Consider the following 17,461-nt stretch of genomic DNA (forward strand, 5'->3'; position numbering starts at 1 on the left):
ATTGGTAAGGTTGCTGAACATTTCTTCGCTTATTTCTTTGAGGCTGCACCGTGCCTAAACGTTTTTCAATATTCCCGCTTCTTGTTTTCCTTGGTTTAGGGAGCGTTGCTCTCCCCGCCTCTGGGCAAGCACTCGTGCCCTATACGCTACAAATGGAGTCAAAAGAGCTAGAGCAGCAGGGTTTGAACCTGGCACAAGATGCGGCTCAGCTAGCGCGATTCCAACAATACGATCTAGCATTGCCCAGAGCGCGATTGGCGACTCAGCTGGCTCCCGACAGTTATCAAACCTGGTTTTTACTAGGAAGTTTGTTTTTGCAAGCGCAGGAGGTTAATAACGCTATTGATGCCTTGCAACGAGCGAGAACCCTTCAACCCAACGAACCGGGGATTCTATTTGCTCTGGGAAGCGGGCACTTTCAGCAGGAAAAGTATCAGGAAGCTGTTAGTGTTTTGCAAGCTGGGTTAAAGATCAAACCCGATGTCCCAGAAGCTTTGTTTGATTTAGGCAATGCTTACTATAAATTGAGACGGTATCCCGATGCGATCGCTCAGTACCAAAAGGCGGTTGCTAAGGAAAAGAAATTCTGGCCTGCAATTAATAATATTGGGCTAGTTAAGTACGAAATGGGCGATATAGATGGGGCGCTTGGTCACTGGCGTTCCGCTAGCTCTCTCGATAAGGAGGCGGCAGAACCCCGGTTGGCGATGGCGGTAGCCCTGTATGCGAAGGGCGATCGCGAACAGGGTTTGTCTTTGGGAGAAGCAGCGATTCGGTTAGACAGTCGCTACGCCGATGTAAAATTTCTCCAAGAAAATCTTTGGGGCGATCGCTTGCTCACAGAAACGAAAAAGTTCCTGTTAACTCCCAGAATTCAGGAAACAATTGCCCAAAATGACAACGAACCTCGACAACCGCAAAACGCCCCTGAGTGAAGCATGAAGAATAAAGCACGAAGGATAAGATTTTATCCTTCGTGCTTTATTTTTTTGCGGGTAGTTTTACAAATTAGGGCAGGTAGGTAATGGGTAATTACTATTTTCCGGCTGCTCTGCTCCAAACGCCATAACTGCAAGTCTTTTACAAACTCAAGACTGACGCACAGACACCAGATAGGGTGTAGGATCTACGCCAGGTGCATCAAGATGGTCAACCGCTTACTATTTTGATCGGGTTTTGAGCTGACTGACCATAATCCGTAATCGTGCAACGGATACCTTTACCCTAAGAACTTGAGACCTTGGTCTAAATTGTTCAGATTCGATAGCACAGACGAAGTGAAAATTCTGCCTTATTTTTTGGAGTGATCGCTCTCAAAAAAGAGTTTATAAGCAACCCAAACCACTGCCCCAACTATAATCACATAAGAAAGGGTTCCTGCTAGCTGAATGCTGACAACGATGGTAACAACGATGGCTACAAACTTTCCAAGGTTCGCCAGTTTCTTGTACCACGGCTGGGGTGAACGCTGAGAGTCTTGATGCTTAGTAGTTTGATGCAGCGGCGGTTGATTAATTTCTGCCTCTATCTCTCGGAGTCGATTAGCTCTTTTGCGCTCCTGAAGCTCTCGTTCCCTGCGTTGAAGTTCGTTATCTTTATTGTCTGGATAATTCATAAGTGTTTATACTGTATAGGCTTATAAAAGTGTGTGATTATTAGCGTCAATTTTAACCTCGGAACCTCGCAACTGACTAGAGCAAATTAGAAAAAATTTAGTTAAAAAATTTTAGGCAGGCAAGCAAAGAAAGTACATTTGCTCTGTCTCTACCTGTAAATTCTTACGATTCATGTGTTAAATAGCACACTATCGTAACTCAAAAAAAATATATATAAAAGCGATCGCTATCTAGAACAAGTGTAAAATTCCTGTTATATTAATCCGCCGTGGTTACTACATAAGCCATAAAATAGGTGATTTTTTCACTATATCTACAAAAAAATTGTTGATTGTGTAATAGATTCAATTTTGCTTTGAAGCTGTATAAAATAGGGTGGGCAATGCCCACCCCAAACTCTAATAGCTAAGCTCACGATAGCTTTTAACCATTAGCTAGTTCACAATGCACTAAATCCATTTAACCCTCCGCAGCCAAGGCCAAACGCCCGTCTGCCTTCTCAAGATGACACCTTCACTATGTTCTTTGACGACATCCTTCAATTCTTCAGTGGTCAAGGCGTAGCCTAATTCACGAGCAACTTTTACGAATTCCTCTGGACTAGCTACTTCTTGGAATTTTTCGCGTAAACCTGGATCGTAGGTAGCAGCTTCCAGAAATTGACAGGCACTTTCTTTAGACATTTTGACAATCCCCCTACTCTACTGTGTCTTTTTTAGTTCATGCACTATAGCCATTTTAATCGTGCGCTATACTGCTGAAATTCTTTTTTAATCCTATGTTACAGACAGCCGCATCTACCAACCTGAATATTCTTTTAGAAAACCTCCTTTTCCTAGTAATTGTTACGTCTTTTCTTCTCTTTGCGGGTTGGCTTTGGAGACATTCACCTCCCTTCACGATTCCTCAACCACTTCCGCCTTGGTTTAGAGCGTGGTTATTTGTTGTACTGCTAGTGGGAGTGGCGCTTCCCCTAGTAGCAATGGTTCTGTGGGGCATATGGTGGAATCATCCCAGCGTATTTCAGGTACTGGTGCCGTACTTTGTCATTTTGGGGTTACAAATTTTATCCGAAAGCGTGACAACGAGACGGTTTCAATCCTGTACGTTCGTGATGGTTCCTTGCTTATACCTTCCTTATCGCGTTTGGCAATTATATAGTGGATTGACGCTTCTGAATTGTGAGAGTGGGACAATCTGGATACAGAGATTATTAGTGCTGGAAATTGTCCTTTGGATTTTTAATTACGGCGTACACTTGTCGCAGATTCCCCGGCTTCTTAATTGGGAATTAAAACCTCAAAGTGATTAAAATTTAGCGGCAGTTCTTGAAAGGTAAAAGTATGTGAGTAGATGAATTATGGCAGCGTATTCACATCTTAAAGCCAGGAATTTATATTAATAATACTTAGTAATTATTTTGATTGGTAGATGAAAAGCACAAACTAGAGTACGATAACGGCTATAGCCGTCCTAAATAATTCGTGAATTATGAGACCTCAACTTCTTAGAGAAGCTGGGGATATGAAGGGTAGCATCTCGCAAATCCAATAGGATTACTATGGATTTAATTAGCAGGAGATTTATAGGATAAATATCAAATTATTATTTTTATAGAATTTATTTTTAGTTTATAAAAAATTCTGGTAAAATTTAATGGCTGCTCTAAATATTCAATGTTGTATATTTGTAGAATCAAAGCGCAGCAAAATACTAAAAAAATTAACAATAAAGTAATAGTAAATTTTAATCACCGGCACTATTTATATTAGGGCAGAAATTTCATCTACAACTTTCAGCCGGTTCTTGCGGACAGCGTAAAGTAGCCGATCAATTGCTCGCTGGTCTTCTTCGCTGATTGCATCTTGCAACAGTGCAGCCATCAGCCCATATCGGTCAGCCAGGGTAATGCTACCAGTGTAGGTAGCTTGAGCAAATAGTTCAGCGATCGCAGAGTCGAGAGGGCAGATTTGAACAGGCATCTTACGGACATTAACTCGATACTTCTAATATCACGCTTTTGCCCGGTTTACTAAGTGATTAACCACTGTAAAAAATGTGACGATACCCTAGATAATCATGCGATCGCAGGTTTAAGAAAAGGTGATGAGCCGCTAATTGCTGAGTGATATAAATCACACAACTAGCCAATCGGCTGAGACCGATCTGGGTGCGATTCTACCTTGGGCTGAACCACAACCGAAAGATACTCGCGGTAACGACAAATCTTGTCGCCGCGAACATCGAAAGAGATTGCCCCTCGGTTCTGATAAGGCTTCCCCCGCAGATGCCCTTGAGAGCGAATCTCGAACACAACGGTCGTCTCGTTACTGGTGACGCCATCTAGCGTCACCACCAGCTCATTGTTGAAAGCTTCAGACGCATACTCAAAGAAAGCAGCTGCCCGTGCTTTACCGACATTTTCCCCCTGATATTGCCCCACTGGAAACCAGAAGCTAAAGTCATCCGCAAGCATTTCCAAAAACGGTTCCCACTTGCCGGTTCCCATCCCCTGAGTGAAGTGCCCAAATGCACGCTGGGCAGTTTCCATCGTGCTTTGTTGTGTTTGTGCCATGTTTGTAAGCTGCTGCAACTAAATCAATTGTGGCAAAAACAAGCGGAGAGAAGCCGTAGAAATCTCATCGGAACCGCAGGATGCCTGCTTGCACGCTTCGGATGCCGCTACCAGCTACTAGCACCCTCGATATATTGTCCCACCGATAATTAGTGCAGAGGAACTTTCAAAAATGCGGCAAAATTGAGATGCGAATCTTCGGAGACAAGCAGGGATGAATAGCAACCAAAATGAGGGGCAGGCTTCGATTCTGCCCTTACCTGAAGATAGTGACACAATGCGGATACGACCTTGGGGCACAGTCACTGTTTTAGAAGAAGGGCAACGCTACCGGATTAATCGCATTGAACTCAACCCAGGTCATCACATTAGTACCCAAATGCACTATCACCGAAGCGAACACTGGATCGTTGTATCTGGCACCGCCAAAGTGATTTGTGATGGTAAAGAGACAACCTTAATTCAAAAACAGTCAACCTACGTGCCGATGTCTACAGCTCACCGGGTTGAAAATCCAGGGTGTATTCCTCTCGTGATGATTGAAGTCCAAAATGGAGAATACCTTGGAGAAGATGACATCATCCGTTTCGACGACGCGGAAACCTAACATCGCAAAATCAAAGGATATCGTGGTTCTCACTTGAATCAAATACAAGAGCGAACCCCTAGCCTATTCTCTATAAGGGAAGGGGCTAGGGGTTTTATACAAACACAGAAATATAGAAATACTTCTTGAAGGTTCTTCAAAAGTGACGAAAAATCCGGATGAACATTACCCTTGCAATTGCAGCTTTACAAGAGTGGAATCCCTCCTATAAACCAAAAGGTCTATCACGAATCGTAACTTGATTTGATCTAGCCCTGCCGTCCTGCCCTAGTAAAGATAGCCAAAATCTATTAAATTTGAGGCATTCATTTTAACGAAATTATGGGAATTTAATCTTTAAAAAAATCAAGTATTTAGTTAAAGTAAAACCTGAAATTTTACGATACTGTAATTTGTTCTCGTATCCAAGTTCTAAAAGCTCTCATTGTCTTATTCCTACCAATAGCTTTTACCTGACTTAAATATTGGGGAATTACATGAGCCAGTGGTAAATTAGGAAAAATCAGACTAAAATCTGACTCGATATACTTACCGTCTCGTAATATATTAATTTGTAACTTCCCTTTTTCAAATCGCCAAAGCTCAGGCACTTCTAATGCTTCATAAATACTCGGATGAGTGCGAGAAGTTATATCTATCTCTAAGGCTAAATCTGGAGGTGGGTCGATGGATAAATCTAATCTTTCTTTTCCTCTTAGTGCTGCTTCATTTTGAATATAAAAACAGTTATCGGGTTCTATCCCTTTCAGCATATCCCGGTTTTTAAAAGTAGTAGAACGAAGAGGATAAAAATCAATATCTAGTTCTTCTAAAATAATTTCAATAAAGTTGCTGATAAACAGTTTATTGGTTTCATGCTCTGACAAGGGTGTCATGATTTCTAATATTCCATTGTCATAGGCTACTCTTGACGCCCGATGTTCGCCTAACTCTTCTAAAATGGTTTCAAATTCTTGCCAGGTTATATCTTCTAGAAAAACTTTATGACCAGGCGGGATATTAAATCGCTTTAATTCCAACAGCATCTTTAAGCCTCATCTTCACTATTAGGAAAGTAAGGTGGGGAATGCCCACCCTACTTTAATTATCGACTAGCGCAACGCACCAGAGGGAATACCCAAAATATCCTCAATTTTAGGCATATCTTCCAGGGAAATTACGCGACCTTCATCCTCAAAATTAGCAATTTGGTCGAAGTTGAGATAGCGATACAAATCACCTGCAAAAGGATGAATTTTCTTCGCCACAATGTCCATGTATTCTTGCACTGTGGGAATGCGTCCTAACATCGCACAAACAGCAGCTAATTCAGCCGAACCGAGATAAACTCGCGCATCTTTGCCCATGCGATTATTGAAGTTGCGAGTGGAAGTTGAAAATACGGTTGTACCGTCATCCACACGCGCCTGATTTCCCATGCAGAGACTACATCCCGGCATTTCTGTACGCGCACCTGCGGCATCAAATACGCTATAAACACCTTCTTCCTTGAGTTGGTGTTCGTCCATGCGGGTTGGAGGACAAATCCAGAGGCGGGTTTTAACTGCTGCTTCCCCTTCCAGTACCTTTGCAGTAGCGCGATAATGACCAATATTCGTCATACAAGAACCGACGAATACTTCTTGTACGGGGTCATTCTGAACCTCGGACAGCAACTTAACATTATCTGGGTCATTGGGTGCGGCGACGATTGGTTCCTTGATTTCGTTCAAGTCAATCTCGATAATTTCCGCATATTCTGCATCTGAATCGGCTTCCATTAATACGGGATTTGCCAACCATTCTTCCATTTTTGCGACGCGGCGCATGATGGTACGGGCATCTTGATAACCCCGCGCTACCATATTTTTCATCAGCGCTACGTTAGAACGCAGATATTCAGAAACTGTCTCGATACTTAACTTAATTGTGCAGCCTGCACAAGAACGTTCAGCACTCGCATCAGTAAGTTCAAAAGCTTGCTCGACTTTTAAATTTGGCAAGCCTTCAATTTCCATGATTCGTCCGGAGAAGATGTTTTTCTTATTCTGCTTCTCTGCTGTTAGCAAACCTTTTTGAATTGCCACGTAGGGAATTGCGTTCACGATATCCCGCAGCGTCACACCCGGTTGCAACTCGCCTTTGAACCGCACTAAGACGGATTCTGGCATATCCAAAGGCATTACCCCTAAAGCTGCTGCAAAGGCAACTAAGCCGGAACCTGCGGGGAAGGAAATTCCCAAGGGGAAGCGGGTGTGGGAGTCGCCGCCCGTTCCTACGGTATCGGGTAGCAACATCCGGTTTAGCCAAGAATGGATAATGCCATCGCCAGGACGTAAGGCGACGCCACTGCGAGAGGCAAAGAAATCGGGCAGTTCGTGGTGGGTTTTGATGTCAACGGGCTTCGGATAAGCGGCGGTGTGGCAGAAACTCTGCATCACTAAATCTGCACTGAAGCCGAGACAGGCGAGTTCTTTTAACTCGTCGCGGGTCATGGGGCCGGTGGTATCCTGAGAACCAACCGTTGTCATCAGCGGTTCGCAGGAAGTGCCGGGACGCACACCATTGAGTCCGCAAGCTTTCCCGACCATCTTCTGCGCTAGAGTAAATCCCTTGCCGGTATCGATGGGCGGTCGAGGACGGATGAAGATTGGGCTGGGTTCTACTAATCCGAGGGCAATTCTGGTTTTATCGGTGAGGGTGCGTCCAATCAGGAGGGGAATTCGTCCGCCTGCGCGTACTTCGTCGGTGATGGTATCGGGTTTGAGGCTGAAGGTGGATATCACTTCGCCAGATTCGTTGGTAATTTCACCTTTGTAGGGATGAATGGTGATTACCATGCCGGTTTCCATCTGGGTGACATCGCACTGGATGGGTAATGCACCGGCATCTTCGGCGGTGTTGAAGAAAATCGGCGCGATCGCACTCCCTAATATATATCCCCCAGCCCGTTTATTGGGTACGAAGGGTATATCGTGCCCGATGTGCCACAAAACGGAGTTAATCGCAGATTTGCGGGAAGAACCCGTTCCTACGACATCCCCGACATACGCCACGGGATGCCCTTTTTTCTTCAACTCGACAATTGTTTCCAAACTTCCCGGTTGCCGAGATTCCAGCATTGCCAAGGCGTGCAAGGGAATATCCGGGCGGGTTGTGGCATGGGTTGCGGGAGATAAATCGTCGGTGTTCGTCTCTCCGGGCACCTTGAAGACGGTGACGGTAATCGCTTCTGGCAAGGTGGGGCGACTGGTAAACCACTCCGCCGCCGCCCAAGCGTCAATGACTTGCTTGGCATAGGAATTCGTCTCGGACAATTCCAAGACATCGTGGAAGGCGTCATACACCAGCATGATTTTGCTTAAAGCTGTTGCGGCGGCTGATGCCAATTCATCGTCAGATTTGAGTAAATCTATCAACGATTGCACGTTGTAACCACCTACCATTGTTCCCAGCAGTTCTACTGCATAGATGGGGGTAACTAGAGGGCTAATGGTTTCGCCTTTGGCGACAGCGGTGAGAAAGCCAGCTTTCACGTAAGCAGCCGGATCGACGCCTGGAGGAATGCGATCGCGCAGCAATTCCAACAACGTCTCTTCTTCACCCGTGGGAGGATTTTTCAGCAATTCGCACAATTGAGAAGTCTGTTGGGCATCCAACGGCAGTGGTGGAATTCCGAGTGCCGCCCTCTCAGCGACGTGTTGACGATAAGATTCAAGCATTTTTAAGTCTCCTAATCTCAGCAAAATTTGGGGGCGGTAGCGCTTTTATCGCATCGCTTTTGTGTTCTCAATCGGGAGGATGCGATTCACACGCTTTTGCCCTCGATAGGTAGAAGTCAACACAAGGTATGGCGCTACTACTTAAGTCGCAGATCAACTTTATTAATTATTGTGAAAAAATGGAATAAAATTTGTAGGATTCGCTGCAACTACCCTTACCCGTAACGGTTGATCTGGCAGGATACATTCCCATAAAAAAAGGGCGATCGCTCTCTATCGCCCACGTAGCTTTATAAACCAGGAATCCGTCGTCTTCAGCTTTGAAGATTTCGTGCTTAGATAAGATTTTACACCTAAAGGGGGAGGAGTGCGCTCCTTCACTCTTTACGGTTGAGTCAGCAGTTACTGCTGACTCAACCGCAAGCACCGCCAGATATTCCGGAAACTCCTAGAGGCACAATGTCAGTTGCTTCGACTCTGCTTCTAGAAGGCGAATTAGATTTTCGTCACCTTTGGCTTTAGCGACTTGTATCCGATGTTCCAAGCTGCGGTGGATATTCGCTAAGTGACTTTTAGCGGCGTTATCCAACACTTTTCGCCGATTTGTATCGGTTGGCAATTTCCGATCGCCTAGAGATGCCATCCCTTCACATGAGATTTGCCTCTCTAGAGCATCCCTAGTCGTGCCGGTTTTGCCGATGAAGTAGGGGACTCCCCGATAGTTCAAGTTAACAATCGCATCGGGAACTGCAATATGTCTGGGATATGCAACGTTGTAAGTCTGTCCCCGATACTTCCCCACAATCTCGCTTTCGGTTACTTCCAGCGTGGGTGAAGTTTTTTCGTAGCTGACGCCGCGATAAGAGAGTTTCATAAGTTTCGCCTCCGATTGAGTTTCCTGAGTATTTGTGACTAAGCAAGGCACGCTGCTTCGCGATCGCGCTCTACTTTTATTCCCCAGAGCCACTGACGGCTATGAATACTCAGTCAGTGGTGAACTAGCTAATTTATTTCTGTATCTATTTTTACATTTTTCCTTTTAAAGTGTCAATTTTTAAGAGATTTTAAGAAAATCTTTTGAGCGATCGCTGGGAAATCGTCCAACTAGACTCTACTGGCTGCTGATGCCTATTGCTTTACTTGATTTAGTTGCCGGGAGAAGCGAAAAGTAGCTGTACAAATCGGGAAACAATCAATGGTTCATCAACGACACTAAAATTAGTCAAGAACCCTCTATCGGAAGTATTAAACTTCGTCTACCTCCTCAGAAGGATAAACAACTCGATTTTAGTGGTGCCAAGAAAAATTATGAAACCCAAAAGCTTTTCTGCGTTACAAATTTTAATCAAAAGAACCGCCATTCTAATCATTGCGGCTTTCGTGCTGGTTGTGGTTTTTGTGAATCGGGCAAATGCAAACGGGGCGGAGTTCCTGGTAAGTAACGGCAATAATTTCGATGTCAATGAAATTCAATTTAAGCGAGTTGAATATGTCGGACAATGTCCGGGAACTGTAATGAATCCCGGCACAAGGAAAGCTCAGTTTGTTTCTAAATCAACTCCACCCGCACCGAAAAGGAAAGTGACAATCCGGAACGTGACTCAGGGCATGAAGAGTAATCCTTATCCCTACACGAGCAGAGGTTACAGTGAAGGGCAATATTCTCAAGGGGTTGATTTGAGTTTGGGAAATAGCCATCAAACTCGTACTTTTGCAGTTTTAGAAGGCGAAAATAAGTTTGAGTATGAAATTAAAGAAGGAGAAAGAATAATTGAACAAGGCACTTTTACAGCGGAAGTTTCTGTCAAAGATGTTGGAGTTTTTCCCCGCGATACCATCTGTGAGGAAAAATTAGAATGTCGGGACGATGGAGACTGTTACGACAGAGACGGAAAGAAGAGAGGAAGTCGCCAAAGATGCTATACAACGAATACCTGCCATTGTCCTGACTAATAAAGCTTATGCGGCTGGCAAGTCACGGAGGAAATAGAAGCGATCGCTCCCATCACCCCCTTTTTTTCGCCCCAAGTATCCCGTTAAAGGTGAGGAAAGCTCAATCAGAATATCGTGCATTTCCTCAGTTTTTAATGGCTGAGGAGGATGGGAGCCAAAATATGCGCCATGTAAAGCTTCAACTCCAGCATTATCTAAACCTGTGTTTTGCAGGTAATTTTTTACAAGCTGGACTAGATGCGATCGCAATCTGATATTTTGCCATACCTTGTCAATATAAAGTTTAACTTTATCGTCAGCATCCTCGCCAAATGGGGCTTGCTCTAAACAAGGTTTTAGCTCTAACAAGTTGATAGAGCCTTCATGCTTCGCTTTCAGTTCAACTAGCTTTTGCAAGGTTTCAGGGCGAAGTACATTCATTTGGTTTCCGGTAGCAGTTTTATTAGCGTGTTTATTTAATTCACCAGCCGCTAGAATTATCTTGATACAAGAGTCATATTGCTGCTGAAGATGCTTATATCCCAGCTTAACAAGCTGTGCAGGAGTTCCATCAGTTACAGTGTCAGTTTTGGTAGCCTTACACTCTCCTACTACCGGATAAGGAGTTTCACAATAAAAATCTAAACCTCCAGCACCACCAGTAGAATCAGGATCGAGACTAGCTTCTGGCTTGGCGTTAGAATTTTTGAAACCTAGCTTGATTAAGCTTTTACGGACTAATTTTTCAAATTCTTGACCGTCGCTAGAATTTCCTACGGCTGCAATTGTCTTAATCCAATTTAAATCGGGGTCAACTTGTGTTACTAGGGAATCTTCAGTCCAACCCAGAAAAATTTTGATGTCTCGATCTAGTTCTTTAGCTGAGGGGTTGTTAATAGATACCTGCGAGATCGCATTCTGCAACTCTTCTAATTCTGGATGCAGGGGAGGCTGTCTGTGTTCTAGTTGCTGGCAGCGTTCAGTGAAGATGTGATCGCTCAATACAGGCGAAGATTCGGTAATAGTTAGGAGATGCGGTAAAGAAATAAAATTCCCCTTGGGATTTACCGGAACTTCAAGCGGTTGAGGTAGCAGATAGACGCGCAAATATGCCAGGAAAATATGACCCCGTTGAGAAAGTATTTCCTGTAATGCTTCATCTGTCCATACCGTTAACCGCGACAAGGCAGCTAAAGACTCAGCATCATTTAGGATTTGGCAGGTTTCGCATTTTGCCCAAGCTTTAATCAAAACCGTTTCAGAATTTAGTTGAGCGATCGCACTTTGGGCAATTGGCAAGAAAGCTGAGCGGTAGTAATGCTCAGTTGGCAGTAAGTTAATTGAAGCATCTGAAGGATAGAGAGCAAATTGCCGCCTCGGATTGAGGAATATTTGGGACATGGCGGCAATCATTCGCCCTTGAATTAAGGCTTCAACGTCTGGAGCAGGTAGACGCAGTGCAGTGTTCATCAAAGTCAAATTAGTCCTTCATAATCGACGCTAATAAGGCATCCAGATGAGAATCATCAGTTGGCTGCGATGCTTCAGTTAACATAGTCGAAGCTTCTTCAAATAAAGCATCCTCATCGACTAAACCCTCAGGAGTTTGACCGGATGGATCGCTCAGGATCTCCCGAATTAACGGGTTATTTACTGTTAACTCTTTTTCGGTTATAAAGTTAAAGATTTGACTTTCACTCAAATCAAGGCTTTCATGCTTCTGATAAACAGACCAAATCGCTATTAGTGGTTTAATCTCCTCCTCCATCAACTTCACCCACTCTCCACCTTGCTGTTCTACAAGTTGTTTCCGATATTGCTCGGCTACTACCGCCTTAGGAGGTATTGTTTTAGAACGGACAAAACACCCGCGAGTTAGATCGTAGGTTTTATATTCAGTAAGAGCTTTCAATCCAGCTTTTATACCTACCCCACCAGATGCCTGAATAACGGCTACTCCAATCTTGACTACATTGCTATCCTCTTCACCAACAATTTTGAAATCAATGCAATTATTTTTGGGTTTAACAGGAGTTTCAATCTTATCAACTTTGACCCGCTCTATTGTTTTGCCAACAATTGTATTGAATGCAAAGGTAAGAGCTTGAGCAATTTTAGCTTCATCGTCTAGAAAATCTGCAAGACCTTCAAGTTCCTCGTTAAAAGCTAGCTCGACTCGATTATCCTTACCCTTTTTAATTTTTTCGGCACACCAGGTCAAAAGTTCTCTTGCAGTTAGCCCTTGTTTCCCAAGTTTTCTAAGCTCTCCCTCGTCAAATGGATACACTGGATAAGGTAGAGTAATTCCATGCTCATCACAGAGCTTTTTCAACCGTTGGGAAACTAAAGCAACAACTTCATCAGAATTGAGATTTCTTAAATCAATCGGCTTACCAGAGTTAAATTCAGCCATGCGATCTATCACTGCATTTGCATCTGACATATATGCAATCTCAGCTTCCCAAGTAGCAGGATAGATAGTGGTAAGCAACACACCACGCTTTATTTTGTTGTATAAATCTTTAACAAAGCTGGCAACTACCTGCGCCCTTGTAAAACCCTTGTCATCGCATCCTGCTGCACCATCTAACTCGTCAAAACAAAGTAGCGGTGTTCTGTAATCACTAATTATGTCTAGGATATAGCAGAGTGTTTTAGAAGAATCGACAGCAATGGTAGGCAAACCCATTGCATCAGCTTGTAATTGTGCTAATTCTTCCCCTGCCAACCATTTGATTGCAAAGGGTGCATGTAGTTGGGAAAGCGTCCACAGAATAGCTCGTATGATGTAGGGGTCAATATCAGGCTTAATTAGAATAACTCTATTAGTCAGATTATCAACTAGCTTGGGATCTTTTGCCAAAGCTGGGAGAAATTTATTAATCAGATCCTTAGGTGTGCAGCTTTTTCTGGAGACTTCACTGACTAAGGCGGCTGCTAGTTCTTGCCATTGCATTACATTTTGACTGCCAACCTGTTTGAGGCTAGATGCCAAGGTCTGTAGAAACTCAGACTTAATCTGATTTAAATCTTCATACTCAGCCATGTAGACAAAGAAAGCACTGCCTTCAGTCTGAAGACGCTGGCGAATCCGACTAATAATGTGCGTTTTTCCTAGCCCCCTGTCAGCCCTTATAGTAATACCTCTAACTTGACACTGACCTGCGCGAACTTGTCTGATTGCTTCAAAAACAGCATCAGAAGCATGGGCATTGATTGCAGAAACCTCTGGGAAACTTTTTCCCCATACTTGTGATTTCTTGACAACTTGATGTCCGTCAAATACATTGTAGTTTCTAATTAAGTCTTCGATTGAAGATACAGTGCTAGTCATCGTTTTATAAGGGCTAAAGTTCCAGAAAGATAAAAGGACAGCAAAATTACTCAACTAAGGTTAGGAAATTAGACGCTTAGCATAACAGCGTAAATTGCCCAGTTCATTCCTAATCGAGTCTTCGATTTTATCTGGGGCACTATCTTCTACCCCGCCACCCTGAAGTTGCAAAATGTCGTTTGCTTGCATCTCCATCATCCACTCGGTGAACTGAGCACGAGTTACACGATTGCCAATCTCCCGCCGAATTCGGTAAATTGGCACCAGATCGTTCAGATTGTAGTCGCGGTTCATCTGGTCGTAGACATCCGATGCCACTTGCTTAAACTCGTCGTAGGATGCGATCGCTTTCTCGGTTGCCTTACTCGATGTAGCAGTAGCCCCATTTACAGGCGTTCCCATCTCTCTAAGCCACTTCAACAAAGCATTGCCAGTTTTTGCCCCAAGTTGACTGTCAAACTGAAAATCAGCGTTTTTCAGTCCCTCACCAAGCATCTCAACGCCTTTACCAGACAGGGATATTTTGTTTTTGGAGATAGCGATCGCTCCAGATGTTTGCAACTGTTCAAAAACGCCTTGATAGTCCCCTGCCTTCTCATTCGTCCGTTTAACTCTTTCGGTTAATTCACCTTTTTTAACTTCCTCATCAGTTCCTCCCAAATCCCACAAAGCAAGAAGGACGCGAGTTTTAGCATGAGCTTCCGTACCTTTTAACCCTTTAGCGGTATCTTTTGATTTTTCTTTTGTTGTCATCTCAGTAATTCCAGATAATTGCGATCTACAATTAGTATTCCCATTCAATCTAACCAAAGTTATAGTTCCCGTCACTCTCAAGCAAATTGCGATGAGACACGGAAAAAAAGCCAATTTACTAAAACATTAAGTTTGGTTAAAAAAAAGTTAGTATCTGGTGGCTTGTGGATATCGACTCAATTCTTCAACCGTTTCAGCGCTTTGGTGTTCATCTCGGTTTAGAGCGCATTCAAAAATTATTGGCAGACTTGGGCAACCCGCACCACAAAGTGCCAGTGATTCATGTCGCTGGAACGAATGGCAAAGGCTCAGTTTGTGCTTATCTTTCCGCAGTGCTGACTGAGGCAGGTTATCGCGTGGGGCGATATACTTCCCCTCATTTAGTTGATTGGAACGAGCGCATCTGTCTCAACGAACAGCCCATATCGCTGGAAACGCTAGAAAAATTGCTGCTACAAGTCCAAGCAGCTATCCAACCGGATGAGGAGTCACCCACGCAGTTTGAAGTCATCACCGCCGCCGCTTGGTTGTATTTTGCTCAAGCTCAGGTAGATGTGGCGGTGGTGGAAGTGGGTTTAGGAGGGCGTCTAGATGCGACGAATGTATGCCCTAATCCTCTCGTCACAATTATTACTTCTCTCAGCCGAGAACACTGGCAGAACCTTGGCCCTACTTTAGCGGATATTGCCAGAGAAAAAGCCGGTATCCTCAAGCCGGGATGTCCTGCTGTTGTCGGACAGTTGCCAGAGGAGGCAAGGGCGGTGGTACGTGCCCGGATTATTGAGTTGGGTTGTCCGGTTGTTTGGGCTGAACCAGCGGTGGAGTTAAGAACCGCGAAGACGCCAAGGACGCAAAGAGAAGAAAGAAGGGTGGAGTATCAGGGGATAAAGTATCCTTTGCCGTTATTGGGAGATATTCAGCTGAATAATTCGGCGTTAGCGATCGCATCTCTCCAAATTCTCTCCTCACAAGGTTGGGAAATTTCAGAAGCAGCGATCGCTTCTGGTATGGCAAAAACTCAATGGATTGGGCGTCTTCAGTGGACAATTTGGCAAAATCATCGGTTATTGATCGATGGTGCCCATAATCCAGCCGCCGCGATCGCGTTGCGTCAATATGTCGATACCCTGGATAAATCGCCGATCCATTGGGTGATGGGGATGCTTTCCACGAAAGATCATGCGGATATTTTTAGTGCATTACTTAGAAAGGGCGATCGCTTGTATTTAGTCCCCGTTCCGGATCATAGTTCCGCCGATCCTGAATATTTAGCTACCTTGGCTCAAAATATCTGCCCAGAACTAGGCGATTGTCGCACCTACCCGGATCTCACGGCTGGATTAGAAGCGGCGATTTCCCCAGAAAGTTTATTGGTTTTGTGCGGTTCACTTTATTTACTGGGTCATTTTCTGGGACAAAACCGCTCTGCTGCATCCAGATGATACTTGTATTTTCAACGCAGAGGAACGCCAAGGTAAGCGCAAAGTAACGCAGAGGAAGAATCCCTGGATTACTCAGCACTCGCCGCCAAGTTTTTGCCTAAAATGTCTTGCTGCACTTGCTCTGGGGTTTGGTTTCCGTTGACAGTCAATAACCGTTGGCGATGTTCGTAGTATTCCAGGATGGGAATTGTGCGTTCTTGGAATAATTCGAGGCGGCGTTGTACGATTTCTGGTTGATCGTCTGGACGCGATCGCTCTAGGGAACGGCTTATCAACACTGATTCTGGCACCTCTAGCCAAATTGCCCAATCTAGATGTTGTCCCAAATCTTCCAGCAAAAAATCTAATTCTTCTGCTTGAAAAGCAGTACGCGGATAGCCATCTAACAGCCACCCGCCTTTGATATCCGGCTGTTGGAGACGCTGGCGCATGAATTCGATCATTAGGCGATCGGGCACTAACTCACCCTTTTCTACATAGGATTGTGCTTGGACACCGAGGGGAGATTGGGATGCGATCGCTTGTCGCAAAATGTCGCCCGTGCAAATTCCAGGAATCCCAAGGTGACTGCATAGCAATGCAGTCTGCGTTCCCTTACCTGCCCCAGGCCCTCCTAGAATTATCAGTCTCACGGCACCTTGCTCCTGCTGTGATTGAATCAAGCATCGCCTGGAAGCTGAACTTTGATCAGCTTTCAACCAAGCCTATGCTGGCTATTTTGCCATTGATCGGGCGCTCAGCGAGACTGAGGAAGCCAAGAACTAATACAAGAACTAATACAGGATAGTTAGCACTTGACGGGCTTGACGGATGGATATATCTAGTGTTTGATTATGAGGAAAAATAAAAAAACACACTACATATCGTTTGCTAACCAAACTTTTCTGGGGCAAGCGATACGCGCGTCAAGATTCCTCACGATTAAACTTCGTCTTATGGTTGCCCAGCTAGAAACCCCAGCGCTTCATTCAGATCGTCGCCTGCTCCCCACTATTGAAGGACTGGTGCAAGTTTTTACCGGCGCTCACCGCAGCTTTTTTACCGGCGTGATAGCGCAAGCGCTGCGAATTGCCGGTCAAGGAACCTCAGTTTTAGTGATTCAGTTCCTCAAAGGCGGAATTAATCAGGGACACGAGCATCCCATGCGCTTAGGGCAAAATCTAGATTGGGTTCGTTGCGACTTACCCCGTTGCATTGATACCCCGCACCTCGACGAAGCGGAAACTCACTCTTTACTCCAGCTTTGGCAGCATACCCAGAAAGTAATATCCGAAGGCAAATATTCCCTCGTCGTTCTGGATGAATTGAGCTTAGCGATTAACTTTGGCTTAATTCCCGAATCTGAGGTACTAGCGCTGCTCGAAAAACGCCCTGCTCATGTAGATATCATTTTAACTGGCCCAGAAATGCCCCAAGCACTTCTGGATGTCGCCGACCAAATTACTGAAATACGTCGTAGTCACCGACCCTAAGGAATACACTTCACGTTATCCTAGTATTC

At 44.5% G+C, this 17,461-nt stretch carries 17 protein-coding genes; 6 read left to right on the top strand and 11 right to left on the bottom strand.

From position 1 onward, the window contains the following. Window positions 1-50: 50 nt before the first annotated feature. Complete coding sequence (locus NDA03_RS16165; protein ID WP_348238583.1) at window positions 51-935, top strand: tetratricopeptide repeat protein; 885 nt, start codon at window positions 51-53, stop codon at window positions 933-935. 356 nt (window positions 936-1,291) lie between these two features. Here the strand turns inward: NDA03_RS16165 and NDA03_RS16170 are convergent, their stop codons facing one another. Together NDA03_RS16170 and NDA03_RS16175 are read right to left on the bottom strand one after the other, a co-directional pair. Beyond that, on the bottom strand, window positions 1,292-1,615 hold the full coding sequence (locus tag NDA03_RS16170) for a hypothetical protein (RefSeq protein ID WP_190413671.1): 324 nt from the start codon (window positions 1,613-1,615) through the stop codon (window positions 1,292-1,294). 450 nt (window positions 1,616-2,065) lie between these two features. Further along, a complete protein-coding gene (locus tag NDA03_RS16175) occupies window positions 2,066-2,299 on the bottom strand; it encodes a Nif11-like leader peptide family natural product precursor (RefSeq protein ID WP_190413669.1) in 234 nt (77 codons plus the stop codon). A 95-nt stretch (window positions 2,300-2,394) separates the two neighbouring features. Between NDA03_RS16175 and NDA03_RS16180 the strand changes: the two genes are divergently transcribed. Next, the gene (locus NDA03_RS16180) at window positions 2,395-2,928 is read left to right on the top strand and encodes a hypothetical protein (protein ID WP_348238584.1); all 534 of its coding nucleotides are present in this window, start codon (window positions 2,395-2,397) and stop codon (window positions 2,926-2,928) included. Window positions 2,929-3,379: 451 nt separating this feature from the next. Here NDA03_RS16180 and NDA03_RS16185 read toward each other — a convergent pair whose 3' ends face one another. Together NDA03_RS16185 and NDA03_RS16190 are read right to left on the bottom strand one after the other, a co-directional pair. Further along, window positions 3,380-3,598 (bottom strand): hypothetical protein, encoded by a 219-nt coding sequence (locus tag NDA03_RS16185; RefSeq protein ID WP_190536968.1) that lies wholly within the window; start codon window positions 3,596-3,598, stop codon window positions 3,380-3,382. 161 nt (window positions 3,599-3,759) lie between these two features. Beyond that, window positions 3,760-4,191, bottom strand: coding sequence for a nuclear transport factor 2 family protein (locus NDA03_RS16190; protein ID WP_348238585.1), 432 nt, complete (start codon window positions 4,189-4,191; stop codon window positions 3,760-3,762). Window positions 4,192-4,468: 277 nt separating this feature from the next. Between NDA03_RS16190 and NDA03_RS16195 the strand changes: the two genes are divergently transcribed. Continuing rightward, complete coding sequence (locus NDA03_RS16195; RefSeq protein WP_190413787.1) at window positions 4,469-4,798, top strand: phosphomannose isomerase type II C-terminal cupin domain; 330 nt, start codon at window positions 4,469-4,471, stop codon at window positions 4,796-4,798. A gap of 377 nt (window positions 4,799-5,175) precedes the next feature. Here NDA03_RS16195 and NDA03_RS16200 read toward each other — a convergent pair whose 3' ends face one another. From NDA03_RS16200 to NDA03_RS16210, 3 genes are all read right to left on the bottom strand, one after another. Then, window positions 5,176-5,823, bottom strand: a complete 648-nt coding sequence (locus NDA03_RS16200; protein ID WP_348238586.1) for a Uma2 family endonuclease — start codon at window positions 5,821-5,823, stop codon at window positions 5,176-5,178. A 66-nt stretch (window positions 5,824-5,889) separates the two neighbouring features. After that, complete coding sequence (gene acnB / locus NDA03_RS16205; protein ID WP_348238587.1) at window positions 5,890-8,499, bottom strand: bifunctional aconitate hydratase 2/2-methylisocitrate dehydratase; 2,610 nt, start codon at window positions 8,497-8,499, stop codon at window positions 5,890-5,892. A 448-nt stretch (window positions 8,500-8,947) separates the two neighbouring features. Further along, the gene (locus NDA03_RS16210; protein ID WP_190683201.1) at window positions 8,948-9,373 is read right to left on the bottom strand and encodes a DUF4278 domain-containing protein; all 426 of its coding nucleotides are present in this window, start codon (window positions 9,371-9,373) and stop codon (window positions 8,948-8,950) included. Between the two features lie 434 nt (window positions 9,374-9,807). Between NDA03_RS16210 and NDA03_RS16215 the strand changes: the two genes are divergently transcribed. After that, window positions 9,808-10,452, top strand: a complete 645-nt coding sequence (locus NDA03_RS16215) for a hypothetical protein (RefSeq protein ID WP_190537071.1) — start codon at window positions 9,808-9,810, stop codon at window positions 10,450-10,452. 6 nt (window positions 10,453-10,458) lie between these two features. Here NDA03_RS16215 and NDA03_RS16220 read toward each other — a convergent pair whose 3' ends face one another. From NDA03_RS16220 to NDA03_RS16230, 3 genes are read right to left on the bottom strand one after another with little or no spacing between them, the layout of a single operon-like run. Further along, window positions 10,459-11,901, bottom strand: a complete 1,443-nt coding sequence (locus NDA03_RS16220; protein ID WP_348238588.1) for a DUF1802 family protein — start codon at window positions 11,899-11,901, stop codon at window positions 10,459-10,461. A gap of 10 nt (window positions 11,902-11,911) precedes the next feature. Continuing rightward, window positions 11,912-13,765, bottom strand: a complete 1,854-nt coding sequence (locus tag NDA03_RS16225) for a hypothetical protein (RefSeq protein ID WP_348238589.1) — start codon at window positions 13,763-13,765, stop codon at window positions 11,912-11,914. 60 nt (window positions 13,766-13,825) lie between these two features. Further along, on the bottom strand, window positions 13,826-14,518 hold the full coding sequence (locus tag NDA03_RS16230) for a hypothetical protein (RefSeq protein ID WP_348238590.1): 693 nt from the start codon (window positions 14,516-14,518) through the stop codon (window positions 13,826-13,828). A gap of 164 nt (window positions 14,519-14,682) precedes the next feature. Between NDA03_RS16230 and NDA03_RS16235 the strand changes: the two genes are divergently transcribed. Next, window positions 14,683-15,960, top strand: a complete 1,278-nt coding sequence (locus tag NDA03_RS16235) for a folylpolyglutamate synthase/dihydrofolate synthase family protein (RefSeq protein ID WP_348238591.1) — start codon at window positions 14,683-14,685, stop codon at window positions 15,958-15,960. 68 nt (window positions 15,961-16,028) lie between these two features. Here NDA03_RS16235 and NDA03_RS16240 read toward each other — a convergent pair whose 3' ends face one another. Next, a complete protein-coding gene (locus NDA03_RS16240) occupies window positions 16,029-16,592 on the bottom strand; it encodes an adenylate kinase (protein ID WP_348238592.1) in 564 nt (187 codons plus the stop codon). A 303-nt stretch (window positions 16,593-16,895) separates the two neighbouring features. Between NDA03_RS16240 and NDA03_RS16245 the strand changes: the two genes are divergently transcribed. Next, window positions 16,896-17,432 carry a P-loop NTPase family protein gene (locus tag NDA03_RS16245; protein WP_190439959.1) on the top strand — a complete coding sequence of 179 codons (537 nt, stop codon included), beginning with the start codon at window positions 16,896-16,898 and terminating at the stop codon, window positions 17,430-17,432. Window positions 17,433-17,461 lie beyond the last annotated feature (29 nt).

This window comes from Trichocoleus sp. Lan (genome assembly GCF_039961855.1).
Classification (GTDB): Bacteria; Cyanobacteriota; Cyanobacteriia; order Cyanobacteriales; family FACHB-T130; genus FACHB-T130.

Coding starts and splice junctions, on each gene's coding strand:
- NDA03_RS16170 (WP_190413671.1), bottom strand. CDS start 1,615: ATGAATTATCCAGACAATAAAGATAACGAACTTCAACGCAGGGAACGA.
- NDA03_RS16175 (WP_190413669.1), bottom strand. CDS start 2,299: ATGTCTAAAGAAAGTGCCTGTCAATTTCTGGAAGCTGCTACCTACGAT.
- NDA03_RS16180 (WP_348238584.1), top strand. CDS start 2,395: ATGTTACAGACAGCCGCATCTACCAACCTGAATATTCTTTTAGAAAAC.
- NDA03_RS16185 (WP_190536968.1), bottom strand. CDS start 3,598: ATGCCTGTTCAAATCTGCCCTCTCGACTCTGCGATCGCTGAACTATTT.
- NDA03_RS16190 (WP_348238585.1), bottom strand. CDS start 4,191: ATGGCACAAACACAACAAAGCACGATGGAAACTGCCCAGCGTGCATTT.
- NDA03_RS16195 (WP_190413787.1), top strand. CDS start 4,469: ATGCGGATACGACCTTGGGGCACAGTCACTGTTTTAGAAGAAGGGCAA.
- NDA03_RS16200 (WP_348238586.1), bottom strand. CDS start 5,823: ATGCTGTTGGAATTAAAGCGATTTAATATCCCGCCTGGTCATAAAGTT.
- acnB (WP_348238587.1), bottom strand. CDS start 8,499: ATGCTTGAATCTTATCGTCAACACGTCGCTGAGAGGGCGGCACTCGGA.
- NDA03_RS16210 (WP_190683201.1), bottom strand. CDS start 9,373: ATGAAACTCTCTTATCGCGGCGTCAGCTACGAAAAAACTTCACCCACG.
- NDA03_RS16215 (WP_190537071.1), top strand. CDS start 9,808: ATGAAACCCAAAAGCTTTTCTGCGTTACAAATTTTAATCAAAAGAACC.
- NDA03_RS16220 (WP_348238588.1), bottom strand. CDS start 11,901: ATGAACACTGCACTGCGTCTACCTGCTCCAGACGTTGAAGCCTTAATT.
- NDA03_RS16225 (WP_348238589.1), bottom strand. CDS start 13,765: ATGACTAGCACTGTATCTTCAATCGAAGACTTAATTAGAAACTACAAT.
- NDA03_RS16230 (WP_348238590.1), bottom strand. CDS start 14,518: ATGACAACAAAAGAAAAATCAAAAGATACCGCTAAAGGGTTAAAAGGT.
- NDA03_RS16245 (WP_190439959.1), top strand. CDS start 16,896: ATGGTTGCCCAGCTAGAAACCCCAGCGCTTCATTCAGATCGTCGCCTG.